This window comes from Gordonia sp. AC31 (assembly GCF_031844505.1).
In the GTDB taxonomy this organism is placed as follows: Bacteria; Actinomycetota; Actinomycetes; order Mycobacteriales; family Mycobacteriaceae; genus Gordonia; species Gordonia hongkongensis.
In genome coordinates, this window is sequence record NZ_JAUZVK010000001.1 from 34,228 (window position 1) to 48,333 (window position 14,106).

14 protein-coding genes are annotated in these 14,106 nt (G+C 67.3%); 10 read left to right on the top strand and 4 right to left on the bottom strand.

Going from position 1 to position 14,106, the window contains the following annotated elements:
- The first annotated feature begins 159 nt into the window (after window positions 1-159).
- Window positions 160-1,200, top strand: a complete 1,041-nt coding sequence (locus tag Q9R39_RS00165; RefSeq protein WP_058251800.1) for a 2-hydroxyacid dehydrogenase — start codon at window positions 160-162, stop codon at window positions 1,198-1,200.
- Window positions 1,200-1,595 carry a universal stress protein gene (locus tag Q9R39_RS00170; RefSeq protein WP_058251799.1) on the top strand — a complete coding sequence of 132 codons (396 nt, stop codon included), beginning with the start codon at window positions 1,200-1,202 and terminating at the stop codon, window positions 1,593-1,595. Before Q9R39_RS00165 ends, Q9R39_RS00170 begins: the two co-directional genes overlap by 1 nt.
- A gap of 139 nt (window positions 1,596-1,734) precedes the next feature.
- Here the strand turns inward: Q9R39_RS00170 and Q9R39_RS00175 are convergent, their stop codons facing one another.
- From Q9R39_RS00175 to Q9R39_RS00190, 4 genes are all read right to left on the bottom strand, one after another.
- Window positions 1,735-2,628, bottom strand: coding sequence for a LysR substrate-binding domain-containing protein (locus tag Q9R39_RS00175; protein WP_058251798.1), 894 nt, complete (start codon window positions 2,626-2,628; stop codon window positions 1,735-1,737).
- Between the two features lie 88 nt (window positions 2,629-2,716).
- Window positions 2,717-4,054, bottom strand: coding sequence for a glucarate dehydratase family protein (locus tag Q9R39_RS00180; protein WP_311276937.1), 1,338 nt, complete (start codon window positions 4,052-4,054; stop codon window positions 2,717-2,719).
- Window positions 4,055-4,060: 6 nt separating this feature from the next.
- Entirely contained in the window at window positions 4,061-4,993 is a 933-nt protein-coding gene (locus Q9R39_RS00185; protein WP_211540459.1) for a 5-dehydro-4-deoxyglucarate dehydratase, read from the bottom strand.
- A gap of 25 nt (window positions 4,994-5,018) precedes the next feature.
- Window positions 5,019-6,629 carry an aldehyde dehydrogenase (NADP(+)) gene (locus tag Q9R39_RS00190; protein ID WP_211540460.1) on the bottom strand — a complete coding sequence of 537 codons (1,611 nt, stop codon included), beginning with the start codon at window positions 6,627-6,629 and terminating at the stop codon, window positions 5,019-5,021.
- Window positions 6,630-7,043: 414 nt separating this feature from the next.
- On the opposite strand from Q9R39_RS00190, the gene Q9R39_RS00195 reads away from it, so the two are divergent.
- The 8 genes from Q9R39_RS00195 to Q9R39_RS00230 all read left to right on the top strand — a co-directional run bounded on the left by Q9R39_RS00195 (window position 7,044) and on the right by Q9R39_RS00230 (window position 14,105).
- The gene (locus Q9R39_RS00195; protein WP_068971945.1) at window positions 7,044-7,643 is read left to right on the top strand and encodes a hypothetical protein; all 600 of its coding nucleotides are present in this window, start codon (window positions 7,044-7,046) and stop codon (window positions 7,641-7,643) included.
- 1,291 nt (window positions 7,644-8,934) lie between these two features.
- The gene (locus Q9R39_RS00200) at window positions 8,935-10,194 is read left to right on the top strand and encodes an HNH endonuclease signature motif containing protein (RefSeq protein WP_058251794.1); all 1,260 of its coding nucleotides are present in this window, start codon (window positions 8,935-8,937) and stop codon (window positions 10,192-10,194) included.
- Window positions 10,195-10,419: 225 nt separating this feature from the next.
- Window positions 10,420-10,626 (top strand): hypothetical protein, encoded by a 207-nt coding sequence (locus tag Q9R39_RS00205; protein ID WP_058251793.1) that lies wholly within the window; start codon window positions 10,420-10,422, stop codon window positions 10,624-10,626.
- Between the two features lie 66 nt (window positions 10,627-10,692).
- A complete protein-coding gene (locus Q9R39_RS00210) occupies window positions 10,693-11,928 on the top strand; it encodes an alkane 1-monooxygenase (RefSeq protein ID WP_058251792.1) in 1,236 nt (411 codons plus the stop codon).
- Window positions 11,925-12,137: a rubredoxin gene (locus Q9R39_RS00215; protein WP_211540866.1), complete on the top strand. Its 213-nt coding sequence runs from the start codon at window positions 11,925-11,927 to the stop codon at window positions 12,135-12,137. Before Q9R39_RS00210 ends, Q9R39_RS00215 begins: the two co-directional genes overlap by 4 nt.
- A complete protein-coding gene (locus Q9R39_RS00220; protein ID WP_058251790.1) occupies window positions 12,134-12,313 on the top strand; it encodes a rubredoxin in 180 nt (59 codons plus the stop codon). The genes Q9R39_RS00215 and Q9R39_RS00220 overlap by 4 nt, the downstream gene beginning before the upstream one ends.
- Window positions 12,310-13,506 (top strand): NAD(P)/FAD-dependent oxidoreductase, encoded by a 1,197-nt coding sequence (locus tag Q9R39_RS00225; protein WP_211540863.1) that lies wholly within the window; start codon window positions 12,310-12,312, stop codon window positions 13,504-13,506. The genes Q9R39_RS00220 and Q9R39_RS00225 overlap by 4 nt, the downstream gene beginning before the upstream one ends.
- Window positions 13,503-14,105, top strand: coding sequence for a TetR family transcriptional regulator (locus tag Q9R39_RS00230; RefSeq protein ID WP_065632366.1), 603 nt, complete (start codon window positions 13,503-13,505; stop codon window positions 14,103-14,105). The genes Q9R39_RS00225 and Q9R39_RS00230 overlap by 4 nt, the downstream gene beginning before the upstream one ends.
- The last annotated feature ends 1 nt before the right edge of the window (window position 14,106 follow it).

The window sequence follows — 14,106 nt, forward strand, 5'->3', positions numbered from 1 at the left end:
CTGACCGACGTGCCAGACACCGAATCGACGACGCCGCATCCATACTGTTTGAGTATCGATCCATGTTATTTGCGTGTTGGACAGGTATCCGTGAGCGCTTCTAGCGTGGAGTCATCCACCGAAGGACCGGTCTGTGTCCTGCACTCCTGGAGGTCAAGCATGACGAGCAGTACGGCCGGCACCGCGACGGCAACGGAAACCATTGGACTGAAGGACCTTTCGTCGTTCCACGGCTCTGTTCTCCGCGTCGGCCCGCTGAAGCCCTCGCTCGAGGAGCGTCTCGAAGGTACCTACGGCGCCCCGCGACTGCCCGATGACCGAGAGGCGCGGAAGGCCTTCCTCGCGCGCAACGCCGACGCAGTGACCGCGGTCGTGACCTCGGGACGAACCGGGGTGGACGCCGGCTTGATGGCCGAGCTCCCGAACCTCGGCGCCATCGTCCATTTCGGCGTCGGTTACGACACCACCGACGTCACCCGTGCCGCCGAGCTCGGCATCGGCGTCAGCAACACCCCGGACGTCCTCACCGACTGCGTCGCCGACACCGCAGTCGGACTACTCCTCGACACGATGCGCGGACTCGCCGCGGCCGATCGGTTCGTCCGGGCCGGCCGCTGGCCCGTGGAAGGCAACGTTCCGCTCACCCGGAAGGTCTCCGGCACCGACGTCGGCATCCTCGGGCTGGGCCGTATCGGCTCGGCGATCGCCCACCGCCTGACCGCCTTCGGGTGCCGGATCGCCTACCACAACCGCCGTCCCATCGACGGCTCACCGTATCGCTACGCGGCGTCGCCGGCCGAGCTCGCCACCCGCGTCGACGTACTGATCGTGGCCGCCGCCGGCGGTGCCGACACGCGCCATCTCGTCAACCGGGACGTCCTCGAGTCGCTGGGCGCCGACGGCTTCCTCATCAATGTGGCGCGCGGCAGCGTCGTCGACGAGGACGCCCTCGTCGACGTGCTGCGGCGCGGCCGACTGGCCGGCGCCGGGCTCGACGTGTTCGCGCACGAGCCGGAGGTGCCCGAGGCGCTGCTGGCCATGGACAACGTCGTACTTCTCCCCCACCTCGCGAGCGGAACGGTCGAGACACGTGCCGCCATGGAGGAACTCACCCTCGCCAACCTCGAGACCTTCCTGCGTACCGGTGACCTGTCGACACCGGTCGTCGCACCGAATCACGCTCTGCGAAAGGACATCTGATGTCTGTCGTCCTCAGCTACCTACCGACACCCGAGGGGCGCGGCGCACTCCCGTTCGGCTTCGCCGAGGCCCGCATGCGCGGCACCGGCGTCGTGATCGTCGCCGATGGTGACAACGCCTCGTCGCCGGAGTTCCTGGTCGACCTGGAGAACGCGCGCGAGGTGGCTCAGGCCGGTGACGTCGACTACCGTGTCGCCGAGAACGATCCGGGCCTCTCGCACGCCGACCAACTCATCGACGCATCGTACGACGACGCAGCGGAGCTCCTGGTGATCGGCCAGCGCAGGCGTTCACCGGTCGGAAAACTGCTGACCGGCAGCGTCGTCCAGCGTGTGCTGCTCGACGCACAGTGCCCGGTGGTCGCGGTCAAACCGCCCGTGCGCGCCGCGGTCTGATCGGGCTTTTCCACCGCAACCACTGCTGGTCGAGCAGCGTCGAACGAGCGAAGCGAGTCCGCCGCGCCCGTCGAGGCCACCGAGGTGAGGTCGTCGACGAGTTCAGGTGCACAGCCGACGAACTCGATCGAGGTCGCCGTCAGATCCATTCACGTTCGGGTAGAACATCTCTCATCAACCGCGCGAGTGCCGGGTTGGTGTTGTCCGCGCGCCAGGCGACGTTCATCTGCACCGGACGATCGCGGATCGCGGTCACCTCTTTGAACACCACCCCGTCGGGATGCATCGTCATCGCCGATTCCGGCACCAGCGCCATCCCCAGCCCGGAATGCACGAGGACCAGCATCGTGTGCACCTGCGTCACGTACTGGACGTAGCGTGGCGAGGCCCCCACCGCAGTGAATGTGCTGATCAGCAGTTCGTTGAAGTAGCGCGCGTCCGTGGGCGAGTACATGATGACCGCCTGGCCGTCGAAGTCCTCGATCGCCAGGTGCTCGACGCCGGCGAACTCGTGATCGGCAGGCAGTGCCGCGACGAGCCGCTCATGATGCAGCGGACGGGAATTCACGCCCGGCCGCGAGATCGGCGGCCGCACGATACCGAGGTCGAGGTCGCCGCGGACCAAGGCCTCGACCTGGGCGACGGTCACCATCTCCCGCAGCACGAGGCGCACGTCCGGCAGTCTCTCACGGGCGGTCTGCATGAGCCGGGGCAACACCGCCCGCGCCGAGGCACCCGTGAAACCGATGTTCACGGTGCCCAGGTCGCCCGCAGGCACCCGACGCACGGTCAGGGCCGCCCCCTCGGCGAGCGCGACGATCCGCCGCGCGTCAGGCAGGAAGGCCGCCCCGGCCGCCGTCAGCGACACCGCACGACTGCTGCGCTCGATGAGCTGAACTCCGAGTTCGTGTTCGAGCTGCTGGATCTGGCGACTCAACGGCGGCTGGGTCATGTGCAACCGCTCGGCCGCTCGGCCGAAATGCAGCTCCTCGGCGACCGCGATGAAGCAGGACAGGCGCGACAGAGAGAACATCGATCCACTTTCGGCATCGTAACCCAGCAATCTGCGGGGTGGTGTGGATGACGCTAGACCACTTCTCGGCTGTCGGTCGAGGGTTCGTTCACCACCGCGGGCTGGTGTTCCGGAAGCCCGGATCGATGGACTGCATGTAGCCGGTGTCGTCGCGATCCCGGATGCCGCAGTCGAGGTATTGCTGGTGCAGGGCCTCCAGCGCCTCGTCGTCGAGTTCGACGCCCAGACCCGGGCCGGTCGGGACCGTCACCGCACCGTCGACGATGTCCAGCACACCGGGCTTCACCACGTCCTCGGTCTTCCAGGGCCAGTGTGTGTCGCAGGCATACGTGAGGTTGGGCGTCGCAGACGCCAGATGCACCATCGCGGCGAGGCTGATACCCAGGTGCGAGTTGGAGTGCATCGACAGCGCCAGCCCGAAGGTCTCGCAGATGCCACCGAGGAGACGCGACCGCTGCAGGCCGCCCCAGTAGTGGTGATCGGACAGGACGACCGAGACCGACCGCTTGCGCACCGCCGGTTCGAGGTGATCGAAGGCGACCACGCACATGTTCGTCGCGAGCGGCATGGACGCCTGCTCGGCGACGCGCGCCATACCGTCGAGGCCCGGGGTCGGGTCCTCCAAGTACTCGACGATGCCCTCGAGTTCCGCCGCAACGCGCAGCGAGGTCTCCACGGTCCACGCCGCATTGGGGTCCAGGCGCAACGGGATCCCGGGAAACTCGGCGTGCAGCGCCTTGATGGCGGCGATCTCTTCGTCGGGCGCGAACACGCCGCCCTTCAGTTTGATCGCGGTGAACCCGTAGCGGTCGATCATCCGGTGCGCCTGCCGGATCAGGCCGCTCGGATCGACGGCCTCGCCCCACTCGTCCGGCAGTCCGTTGGTCCCGGCCGCGCCGGGGTGGGCCGCCCACTTGTAGAACAGGTAGGCGCTGAACGGCACCCGGTCCCGCACGCGGCCGCCGAGCAGATCACTGACCGGCCGACCGAGGACCTTGCCCTGGATGTCGAGACAGGCGACTTCGAACGGCGAGAAGACACGATCGGTGGTGCTGGCGGTGGTGATCATCCCGGCCACTCCGTCGCCGCCGGTCACCGACAGGGTCGAGACCCGCAGGTCGATGGCATCGCGCAGGTTGTGGAGCGCGAAGGCATCGAGTCCGATGATCGCCTCGGCGGCGGCCTCCATCCGCGCGAGATGAGCGGTGTCGGCGTAGGTCTCGCCGAGCCCGCGGATTCCGCCGGCCGTCTCGATCACGATGATCGCCCGCAGTGCGTAGGGCTGGTGCACACCCACCGTATTGAGCAGCGGCGGGTCGACGAAGGCAACCGGGGTGACCGTGACCTCGGTGATCGTGGTGTCGGTCTTCGGACTCGACACGGTTCGGGTCCCGACCGGCACCGACTGGAAGGTGTTCGTCGACATGAGTTCTCAGACCGTGGCCTGCGCGGCGAGCGTCGTCGCGAGGACGGCGCGCCCGGCGGCGGTGATCCGCTCGAGCTCGGCCTGGTGCTCCGGTGTCGGCTGGACCAGCGGCGCGCGCACCGGACCCGCTTCGATGCCCTCCATCGTCACACCGTGCTTCACGAGTGCGACCGCATATCCCGGCACCCTGTTGCGTAGCCGGACCAAGGGGTGGAAGAAGTCGCGCAGCAGCGCCTCGGTCAGCTCGACGTCGCCGTTCTCCAACGAGTTGTAGAACGCCAGCGCCAGTTCCGGGGCGAAAGCGAACGTCGCCGACGAGTACAACGTGACACCGATGGCCCGGTAGGCCTGCTGGGTGATCTCGGCGGTGGGCAGGCCGTTGAAGAACAGGAACTCCTTGCTGTCCCCGAGTGCTTCCTTGACCGCGATCACGATGCGCGACACGTTGTCGAGGTCACCGGTGCCGTCCTTGAACCCGATGACCGTCGGCAGCTTGGCGACCTCGATGGCCGACGCCTCGTCGAACACGGCGTTGCCGCGGTTGTAGACGATGAGCGGCAGATCCGTGGTGGCCGCGACCGACCGCGTGTACTCGGCGAGGCCGGCAGGCGGCGTCGTCACCAGGTACGGGGGCAGGAGCAGGATGCCGTCGGCCCCATTGGCCTTCGCACTCACCGCGAACTCGCGGGCCTGGACGAGGGAGCCGCCGGCACCGGCGAACACCGGGACGCGACCGGCGACGGTCTCGACCGCACAGCGGACGATCCGCCCGAACTCCTCGAGTCCGAGGGCGTGGAATTCGCCGGTGCCGCAGGCGACGAACACGCCGCCGGGGCCGGCGGCAACCCCGCGGTCGATGTGTTCGGCGAGGCGACGGTAGTCCACCTCTCCGCTGCTGCCGAAGGGTGTGACGGGAAAGAACAAGACGCCGTTGAGCATTGGGACTCCTTGGATGGGGTGAGGATCAGTCGCGGATGAGTTCGCCGTCGACACGGCGCCAGATCTGTTCGGGGTTTCCGTCGGCAATGGGGTCCGGCAACAGCGTCGTCGGAACGTCCTGATAGGCCACCGGCCGCAGAAAACGCTCGATGGCGAGCGACCCGACGCTGGTGCTACGGCTGTCGGAAGTGGACGGATAGGGTCCGCCGTGGACCATCGCGTGTCCGACCTCGACGCCAGTTGGCCACCCGTTGAAGAGGATTCGCCCGGCCTTGAGTTCGAGTGCCTCGAGAAGCACCCGGGCGTCGTCGAGGTCGGAGTCCGCGGCATGCACGGTCGCGGTGAGCTGACCTTCGAGCTCGGCGGTCACCTCCCGCACCTGCTTGAGGTCGCGACACCGCACCACGAGGCTCGACGACCCGAAGATCTCCTGCTGCAACGTCTCCGAAGCGAGAAAGGTCTCGGCCCGCGTGCCGAAGAGCGCGGCGGCGCAGGTGTTCGGACCCGTCGCTTCCGCCGATCGGGCGAGAACCTCCGCGGCCGAACCGAACTCCTCCACGCCGGAGGCGTAGCTCGCGGCGATCCCCGGGGTCAGCATCGGCGTCGGCGTCGAGGCGGCGATCGCCTCCGCGGCAGCGGCGATGAATGCATCGAGATCGGGACCGTCGACCGCGATGACCAGGCCGGGATTGGTGCAGAACTGTCCCGAACCCATCGTCAGCGAGCCGACGAATGCGCGGCCGAGGCCGGCGGCATCGGCACGCAGCGCCCCCTCGAGTGGGTAGACCGGGTTGATCGAGCTCATCTCCGCGTACACCGGGATGGGTTCGGTTCGCGACGCCGCAGCGGCGACGAGAGCCGTTCCGCCCGAGCGCGACCCGGTGAAGCCCACCGCCTTGATGCGCGGGTCGGTCACGAGGGCGATACCCAGGTCGGGCCCGCTGCCGTAGAGCAGGGAGAAGGTGCCGGCAGGCATTCCGGTGGCGGCCACCGCCTCGGTGATCAGACGTCCCACCAGTTCTGATGTGCCGGGATGGGCGTCGTGGGCCTTCACCACCACGGGACATCCGGCGGCCAATGCCGACGCGGTGTCGCCGCCGGCGACCGAGAACGCGAGCGGGAAGTTACTGGCGCCGAACACGGCGACGGGTCCGAGCGGCACCTTGCGCTGCCGGATGTCGGCGCGCGGCAGCGGCGTCCGATCCGGCCGTGCGGGATCGATCCGGGCGCCGTGCCAGCTGCCCTCGCGCAGCACCGAGGCGAACAACCGGAGCTGACCCGACGTCCGTCCCACCTCACCGGTGATCCGCGCCGCCGCGAGTCCGGTCTCGGCCACGGCACGCTCGACGAGGACCTCGGTCGACGCATCGAGGTTGTCCGCGATCGTCGAGAGGAACCGCGCCCGTTCTTCGGACGAGGTGGCGCGATACGGTCCGAACGCTTCCGCGGCCGCAGCGGTGGCACGGACGACGTCAGCTGGGGTTCCGTGTGTGTACGCGGGCAGGAGACGAGTGCCTGTCGTCGGGTCCACGCCGTGGACGGCCTTCCCCGCGCCGGTCACCCGCTCACCCGCGATGATCAGTTGTCCGGTGAGGTCCTGCGTCGTCAGCGGTGCGGGGTGCTGCGCAATGGTCATCGTGGTCCCATCCGTTGTGCGTTGGCATTCCGCCGAGGTGGCCCGGCAGCGGCGGCGCCACGTGAGAGCTGTCATCTGCTCTCGATGGCGGGTCGCCGTCGGCGCGGCTGTGCGGTGAGCTCGGCCTTGTCCCGACCGTAGAACTCACGATCCATACATGTCCAAGTCAAATATGGACGTCTTCAATGCTCGGAGTGAATCGACCCAGGTGACCGGTTCAGTCGGGACGCGCTCGCTCGTCAGCCCATACGCCATCCGGCCGGCCCACGCCGGACCGCGTACCAGACCAACAGCAGTCGACAGTGGGACAATCACTGCGCCGAATCCGACATACCGCACAGCGCCAAGCCACGGCGAGCGCCGGCTGCCGGAGCGGGCACACCACCCATTCGACGAAAGCGGAATCCAGAACCGATGAAGCGCATTCGCCTCCTCGCCGTCATGGCCCTGGCCATCACGGCACTCACCGTCTCCTACGGCACCGCACACGGCGCTCCCGCGCCCGCCGCGCCGTCCCACTTCTCCAGCGCATCCGCCGACGGGACCTCCATCACCTCCCAGCTCCGCAACGCGACGTTCGTCGCAGGCGAGCAGGAACTCCGGGTCGTCGACTCACACGGACGGACCATCGAGCGGATCGGACTGGTGCTGCCGTTCGACGGCGCCGCTGTCCCGATGCGCGCGAAGGTCTCCGCCGACCGCACCCAGGCGACGTTCACGCCGATCCTCACCCCCGAAGCCCGCGCGGCGATCGCCGCCGGCGTCCGCCCGGCCTCGGCCAAGAAGGACCGCGCCTACCAGCAGATGATCTGGCACATCACCAACGGGTGGAACCGCGGCGGCAACGTCACCACCGCCATCGGCGCGCTCGCCGGCCTCATCATCGGCTGCATCATCATCGTCGGCTGCGTCTGGGGTGCGGGCGTCGGCGCGGCCATCGGAGCGGTCATCGGCATCAACAACGGCGACCCCCGCGCCGGGCAGTCGATCCTGAACTGGATCAACACTCCGTAAGACCAGCGAGCAGGGCCTCGCTACTCGGGTCCCAGATGCTGCAGAATCCCCAACTCCGCGTGCGGGGTTGGGGATTTTCTGCTTCTTCCGGCTTGCGGACGCGCGTTCGGCGGTGGGCCCGGCATGCACCGTGCCCTAGAAGGTCGGCGGCCGTCAGTGACCGTGTCGGCAATCGGCGCCGAACGCCCGACCCGGTCAAGCGCGCTTCTCGACAATGCGGAGCGCGTGTCCAGTCCGGTGGCGACGTCGCTACCTGGCCGCTGAGATGCAGCAGACCAATGAGTTCTCACGTCGCCGAGCCCCTCGATGACCCGCCGAACCTGACCGGCCCGGGCCCGATGATGGGTTGATCGATGTACGTCACGGCTCGTTCCGTCAACGAGTTCACCGCCGCGCACACTGGTGGAGGTCGGTGCGGGCTCTCTCGACCCACGTGCTCCCGCCGACAATTCGTCGCCGAAAAAACTTTCCGCGAACCGAGTTCGGCGCACCGCGAGACGGGGTTTGCCCGGACGACTGGACATCGACCCGACGTCTATCGACTTCAACCGACCCGAACCCGTCGACGACCTCCGGCATCGGATCGGACGGAGACCGCCGGATACCTGTCCGACCACGACCTCACCACCCAGGACCCGGCGGGTCACCGCGACCAGAGAACACCGGGTCGTAGCCCCGCCGCGCACTTACCCGCGGGGCGCCACAAGAGAGCCTCACCGGAGCAGGCCGAGACCCGCCGGCCGGCCACACCCGAGGGACACGCCCTCAACAGCCAACGCGCCCACATCGGTACCTGAAAAGGGCGTCACCGACGCAACAGTTGCGGTAGGCGACGTCACGGTGACACAGCTGTTCCACCTCGAACCCTGCCGACTTTCCGCCCGGGTAGGCGGCACGACGGCTCCCCCGGTCCTACGTATGCCTGCACCATCGAGGCGACCGTTTCGACGACCCAGTCAGTGTCTCGGCGACAGCCATTCCCGCATACTCAGCGGCATCTGAAATCGCTGAGCGCTGAGCCGGACGATACCCTTCGGCCCCCAACACATATCGCCGTTACCTTCCGCACGCCGGCCACGCCAGTCCGGTCGCCTCCTGGGACGTCGAGACTGCTCCACCAGCAAAAAATGCGCGCCCGTCCGGGCGTACTCGAAAACTGGAGTGACTTGAACCGGCCACTGACCACGAGAAGCGCACAGTCAACGCCATCAGACGCACAGTGAACGAAATATGCTGCACAGTAGATGAATTCGCGGTTCTCGGCTTGTGGAATTTCCTCGAAATCGAACGGATGTTCCTGTACTGTGGAGTCATGCCAGAGCTCGCCACTCTCCTCGATCAGCTCATCGAGACCACCCCGCCCGCCGACGACCCAACCGGCAGAGCAACATTCGACTCCCTCGACACGTGGCGTCTGATCCGCAACCTTGCTGACCATCAGATCGCCACGCACGCAGCGCAACTCGACGCCCTCGGTGTCGCACAGAAGGCCGGAAGCACCACCAAGAAACTGCTGATCGAGTCAGGCCACGCACCGGCCGCCGCGCACCGCACCATGCGAAGCGTCGATGCGTTGCCGGGGTTGCCTGCGCTGTCTCGTCATGCCGCTGACGGGCGGCTGTCCGGCGAGGTCGTCGATGCCATCGTCCGCGGCATGAACGAGATCGAAAAACGGTGTGGTGACGCTCTTCCCGAGGGGGAACGCTCCCGGTATGAGATCGAACTCATCGCCCAAGCACTATCCGGTGCAACACCGACCGAAGTGCTCAAGCATGCTCACGCCATCAGCAACGCCCTCGCCGACGCCTCTGACGCCGGAACCCCAGCGTCGGACGATGCACGCTTGAACTCGGTGAACGCGCACACCACCGACGACGGCCGCGTCGAGGTGCGTGCCGACCTCACCCAGGTCGTGGGTGAGAAGTTCCTGGCCATGATCGACGAACGGTCCTGCCCACGGCCCGAACCCGACGGCGCCGAGGATCGACGCACCGCAGAGCAGCGTCGCGCCGACGCTTTCGAGTTGATCCTCGACCAAGCAGCGATCGGCGCGAGCATCGACACCGTCGGAAGCCCACGCACCCAATTGATGCTGACGATCCCCGCGACCGGAGACCTCGCAACACTGCCGTGGACCGGAACCGTCAGCCAACCTACAGCCCGACAGGTCTCATGTGACGGATCCTTGACCGAGATCATCCTCAATGGCGAAGGCGTGCCGCTGCAGATGGGCCACACCCACCGCTTGTTCCCGGCGCACCTGCGCAAAGCAATGATCGTCCGCGACGCCTGCTGCATCAAATGCGGTGCGCCACCGTCACATACCCAGGTCCACCACATCAAGCCGTGGGCCGACGGCGGACCCACCGACCTCGACAACGGCTGCCTGCTCTGCCAACGCTGCCATACGCAGGTCCACCACCACGGCTGGGACATCGTGATGGGTTTCGACCGACACCCTTGGCTCGTCCCACCCCCCAGTATTGACCCACACCGCCGACCGTTACCCGCCTACAACCGACGCACCATGCGCCTCGACGACGCCGCCTGACTCCACCCTTCCGACACACACCTCACGCGCCGCACCCGGGCCAAACCCGGGACCGCATCTGTACTTTGACAACTCCACAGCGGAACACGACCGACCCGCTCCCACTCGACCTGTCGAGCGGGAGCGGGTTCCGGGCAGCCGAACCCGAACTCGGCGGCGACCACAGGAACAGGCCTCGGACCAGCACCACGACAGCGAGCAGCGCTCCGCCCCTGCGGAGCCGTGATGGGCAAGACCTCGGCCGTGGCCATGGACCAGCTCAAGGTGCTCGTGTTCACCAACGTGCGAACCGACGGGGTCGACTCGACGACCGAGATGAAGGACAGGGTGGTCTCGAAGACCCCGGCAGCGGCGAGCGACCTTCCTGCCGCCCAGGTCCCCGTCGGACGTCCCCGCACCAACGCTTCTTTACAAATAGACGTCAATGTCTAGACAACGGACATTGTCGCGGTTAATGTCTAGTAGCGTAGAACACAGCCCGCCCAGACAGGAGCGCGTATGAGTACCGCACCGACCCCGTTCACCGCGGACGACTCCCCCGCCGAGTGGAAGGACCGCAAACGCCATCTCTGGCTGCTCGGCCTGATCCCGCCGACGTCGATCTTTCTCGCAATGGGTCTCGTCGCCGGCTTCAATGCGATCGGCCACGGTTTCGACGTCGTGTCGCCGGTGTGGTGGTGGATCGGACCGCTACTCGTCTACGTTCTGCTCCCGATCCTCGACGTGTTCTTCGGGCCCGACGGATCGAATCCGCCCGAAGAGCTGATGGAGCAGCTGGAGAACGACAAGTACTACCGCTACTGCACGTACGTGTACATCCCGTTCCAGCTCGCGAGTCTCGTGATGGCCTGCTACCTGTGGACGGCCGACGACCTCAGTTGGCTCGGCATCGACGGCGGGCTCGGGCTCGCGTCGAAGATCGGGCTGGCGCTGTCGATCGGCGCGATGGGCGGGATCGGAATCAACACCGCTCACGAACTGGGGCACAAGAAGGACGATCTGGAACGCTGGTTGTCGAAGATCACTCTCGCCCAGACGTTTTACGGTCACTTCTACATCGAGCACAACCGTGGGCACCACGTGCGGGTCGCGACGCCCGAAGATCCGGCCAGCTCCCGTTTCGGAGAGTCGTTCTGGCGCTTCCTCCCCCGTAGCGTCTGGGGAAGCCTCACGTCCTCCGTCGAGCTCGAACGCAAACGCCTCGAGCGGGCGGGCAAGCCCTTCTGGCATCCGAGCAACGACGTCCTCAACGCATGGGCGATGTCGATCGTGCTGTGGGGGGCGCTCACCGCGATCTTCGGCTGGGAGATCCTCCCCTTCCTCGTGATCCAGGCCGTCTACGGTTTCTCACTGCTGGAGACCGTGAACTACCTCGAGCACTACGGTCTACTCCGCCAGAAGACGCGGACCGGCCGCTACGAGCGGTGCACGCCCGAGCACAGCTGGAACTCCGACCACATCTGCACCAACATCTTCCTGTACCACCTCCAGCGCCACAGCGATCACCATGCGAACCCCACCCGGAGGTATCAGACCCTGCGCAGCTTCGACGGCGCGCCCAACCTGCCGAGCGGATACGCGAGCATGATCACGCTCGCCTACTTCCCACCGATCTGGCGGCGTGTGATGGACAAGCGGGTGCTCGACCACTACGACGGAGACGTCGAACGGATCAACATCGCACCGCACCGCCGCGAACGCGTCCTGGCCGAGCACGGGGTGTCGCCGCGATGAGCACCTTCCGTTGTCCGGTCTGCGATTACGTCTACGACGAGACCGTCGGCGCTCCCCGGGAGGGCTTCCCGCCCGGCACCCCCTGGGCCACCATTCCCGACGACTGGCCGTGCCCCGACTGCGGCGTGCGGGAGAAGATCGACTTCCTCGGCGCCGGGAGCGAAGCGAGCGGGCCGGATGAAATCAGCGAAGGGAACTCTGTGCGATGAACTTCAAGCTCTTCCGTTGTGAGGTCTGCGGTTTCGAGTACGACGAAGAGCTCGGCTGGCCGGAGGACGGCATCGAGCCGGGCACCCGCTGGGCCGACATCCCCGACGACTGGAGCTGCCCGGACTGCGGTGCTGCCAAGGCCGATTTCGAGATGGTCGAGGTGGCCCGTCCGTGAGCGCCGGCACCACCCGGGGCGGTTCGGTGGTGATCGTCGGCACCGGCGTCGCCGGCATCACGGCTGCGGAGTCGCTGCGTTCCAACGGTTTCGACGGGACAATCACCGTGTTCGGGAAGGAGCCACAACTCCCCTACCGTCGAACGGCGCTGAGCAAGAACCTCGTCGACGGCGACCTGACGGACGCCAAGATCACGCTCCGTCCGCCCGGGTACTGGTCGGATCGGGGCATCGAGATCGTGACCTCGACGCGCGTCGCCGACGTCGACACCTCGTCGCGGCGGGTCTGTCTCGCCGACTCCTCCCAAGTGGATTACGACGCGCTGGTCCTGGCCACCGGAGGGCGTGCCCGGCGACTCCCCGGCACGACGTCGTCCCCGCTCGCCCTGCGCACCCGGCACGACGCGGCGGAGCTCCGGCACGCGATCCAGGACGGGCCGGTGATCGTTCTCGGCGGCGGACTGATCGGACTGGAGATCGCCGCAGCCGTGGCGTCGACCGGAGACGGTTCGCGCGTCACCGTCATCGAGCGCGAGACGTCGCTGTTGTCGCGGGTCGTTCCGGCAACGGTGGGCGAGGCGGTGGCGACCCTGCACCGGGAACGCGGGGTGCAGATCCTCACCGGCGTGGTGCCCGCCACGATCACCGCCGAGTCCGTGGCGTTGGCGGACGGGCGGACGTTGACCGGAACGGTGATCAGCGCGATCGGAATGGAGCCCGATCTCGAATTACCGCACAGCGCAGGGATTCCCGTCGATGCGGCCGGGATCGTCGTCGACGATTTGCTGCGAACCCGAGTCCCCGGCGTCTACGCGGCTGGCGACGTCGCAGCGCGGCCCCATCCGTTGACGGGCGCACCGATGCGTGCCGAGCAGTGGCTCACCGCGACCGAGCACGGCAGACTGGTCGCCATGACGATCGCCGCCGACCTCGGGCTGGACACCGGCATCAGCACTGCGGTACCGCGTGTGCCACTGGCCTGGACGATGCAGTACACGACCAACATCCAGATCGTCGGGTGGCCGACATCGGGAGATCGTGTGGAGGTCGACCTGGACGACTCCTGCTCTGTCGTGCGGGCTTTCGCCGGCAGTCGTCTCGTCGGCGCGGTCTGCCTGGGCAGGGGCGGCTCGGGACGAGCCCTGCGCGCCGAGATCGAGTCATCTCTCCAGCCGGTCGGTGCGCGCGGATGACGACTCGCAACTATGCGCAGGACAGCAAAGCCCTGCTGCACAACTCGCTGCTCGACGGACTGCACGACCTGCTGCTGGACCGGGACTGGGCGGCGGTGCGCATGTCCGATGTGGCCGCCGCGACGGGGGTCAGCCGCCAGACCGTCTACAACGAGTTCGGTTCCCGGTACGGCCTCGCGCAGGGCTACGCGGTGCGGTTGGCGGGCCGTTTCGCCGGCCATGTCGCAGACTCCTTGGCGAGTTCCGTCGACGACGTCACCGAGGCCTTGCACAAGGGGTTCGGTGAATTCTTCGCCGGAGTCGCCACCGACCCGCTGATCGCCTCGCTGCTGTCCGGCGAGGCCAAACCCGATCTGATGAAGCTGATCACCACCGATGCGGCACCGATCATCACCACGGCCGCCGACCGGCTGGCCGAGGCCTTCCGCGAGTCCGAGTGGCTGTCGATGCCGGAGTCCGACGTCGTGCGGATCTCGCGCGCGATCACCAGGATGGCGCTGAGTTACATCGCGATGCCCCCGGAGGGCGATCGCGACGTCGCATCCGACCTCGCCGAGGTCATCGCCCCCGCCATCGAGGCGGCCCGCACGCGGGTGTGAC

Bases quoted from the DNA above. Each gene is read 5' to 3' on its own strand.
- Q9R39_RS00200 (WP_058251794.1), top strand. From the start codon at position 8,935: ATGTTCCTGTACTGTGGAGTCATGCCAGAGCTCGCCACTCTCCTCGAT.
- Q9R39_RS00185 (WP_211540459.1), bottom strand. From the start codon at position 4,993: ATGCTCAACGGCGTCTTGTTCTTTCCCGTCACACCCTTCGGCAGCAGC.
- Q9R39_RS00175 (WP_058251798.1), bottom strand. From the start codon at position 2,628: ATGTTCTCTCTGTCGCGCCTGTCCTGCTTCATCGCGGTCGCCGAGGAG.
- Q9R39_RS00170 (WP_058251799.1), top strand. From the start codon at position 1,200: ATGTCTGTCGTCCTCAGCTACCTACCGACACCCGAGGGGCGCGGCGCA.
- Q9R39_RS00165 (WP_058251800.1), top strand. From the start codon at position 160: ATGACGAGCAGTACGGCCGGCACCGCGACGGCAACGGAAACCATTGGA.
- Q9R39_RS00215 (WP_211540866.1), top strand. From the start codon at position 11,925: ATGAGCACCTTCCGTTGTCCGGTCTGCGATTACGTCTACGACGAGACC.
- Q9R39_RS00220 (WP_058251790.1), top strand. From the start codon at position 12,134: ATGAACTTCAAGCTCTTCCGTTGTGAGGTCTGCGGTTTCGAGTACGAC.
- Q9R39_RS00195 (WP_068971945.1), top strand. From the start codon at position 7,044: ATGAAGCGCATTCGCCTCCTCGCCGTCATGGCCCTGGCCATCACGGCA.
- Q9R39_RS00180 (WP_311276937.1), bottom strand. From the start codon at position 4,054: ATGTCGACGAACACCTTCCAGTCGGTGCCGGTCGGGACCCGAACCGTG.
- Q9R39_RS00210 (WP_058251792.1), top strand. From the start codon at position 10,693: ATGAGTACCGCACCGACCCCGTTCACCGCGGACGACTCCCCCGCCGAG.
- Q9R39_RS00205 (WP_058251793.1), top strand. From the start codon at position 10,420: ATGGGCAAGACCTCGGCCGTGGCCATGGACCAGCTCAAGGTGCTCGTG.
- Q9R39_RS00190 (WP_211540460.1), bottom strand. From the start codon at position 6,629: ATGACCATTGCGCAGCACCCCGCACCGCTGACGACGCAGGACCTCACC.
- Q9R39_RS00230 (WP_065632366.1), top strand. From the start codon at position 13,503: ATGACGACTCGCAACTATGCGCAGGACAGCAAAGCCCTGCTGCACAAC.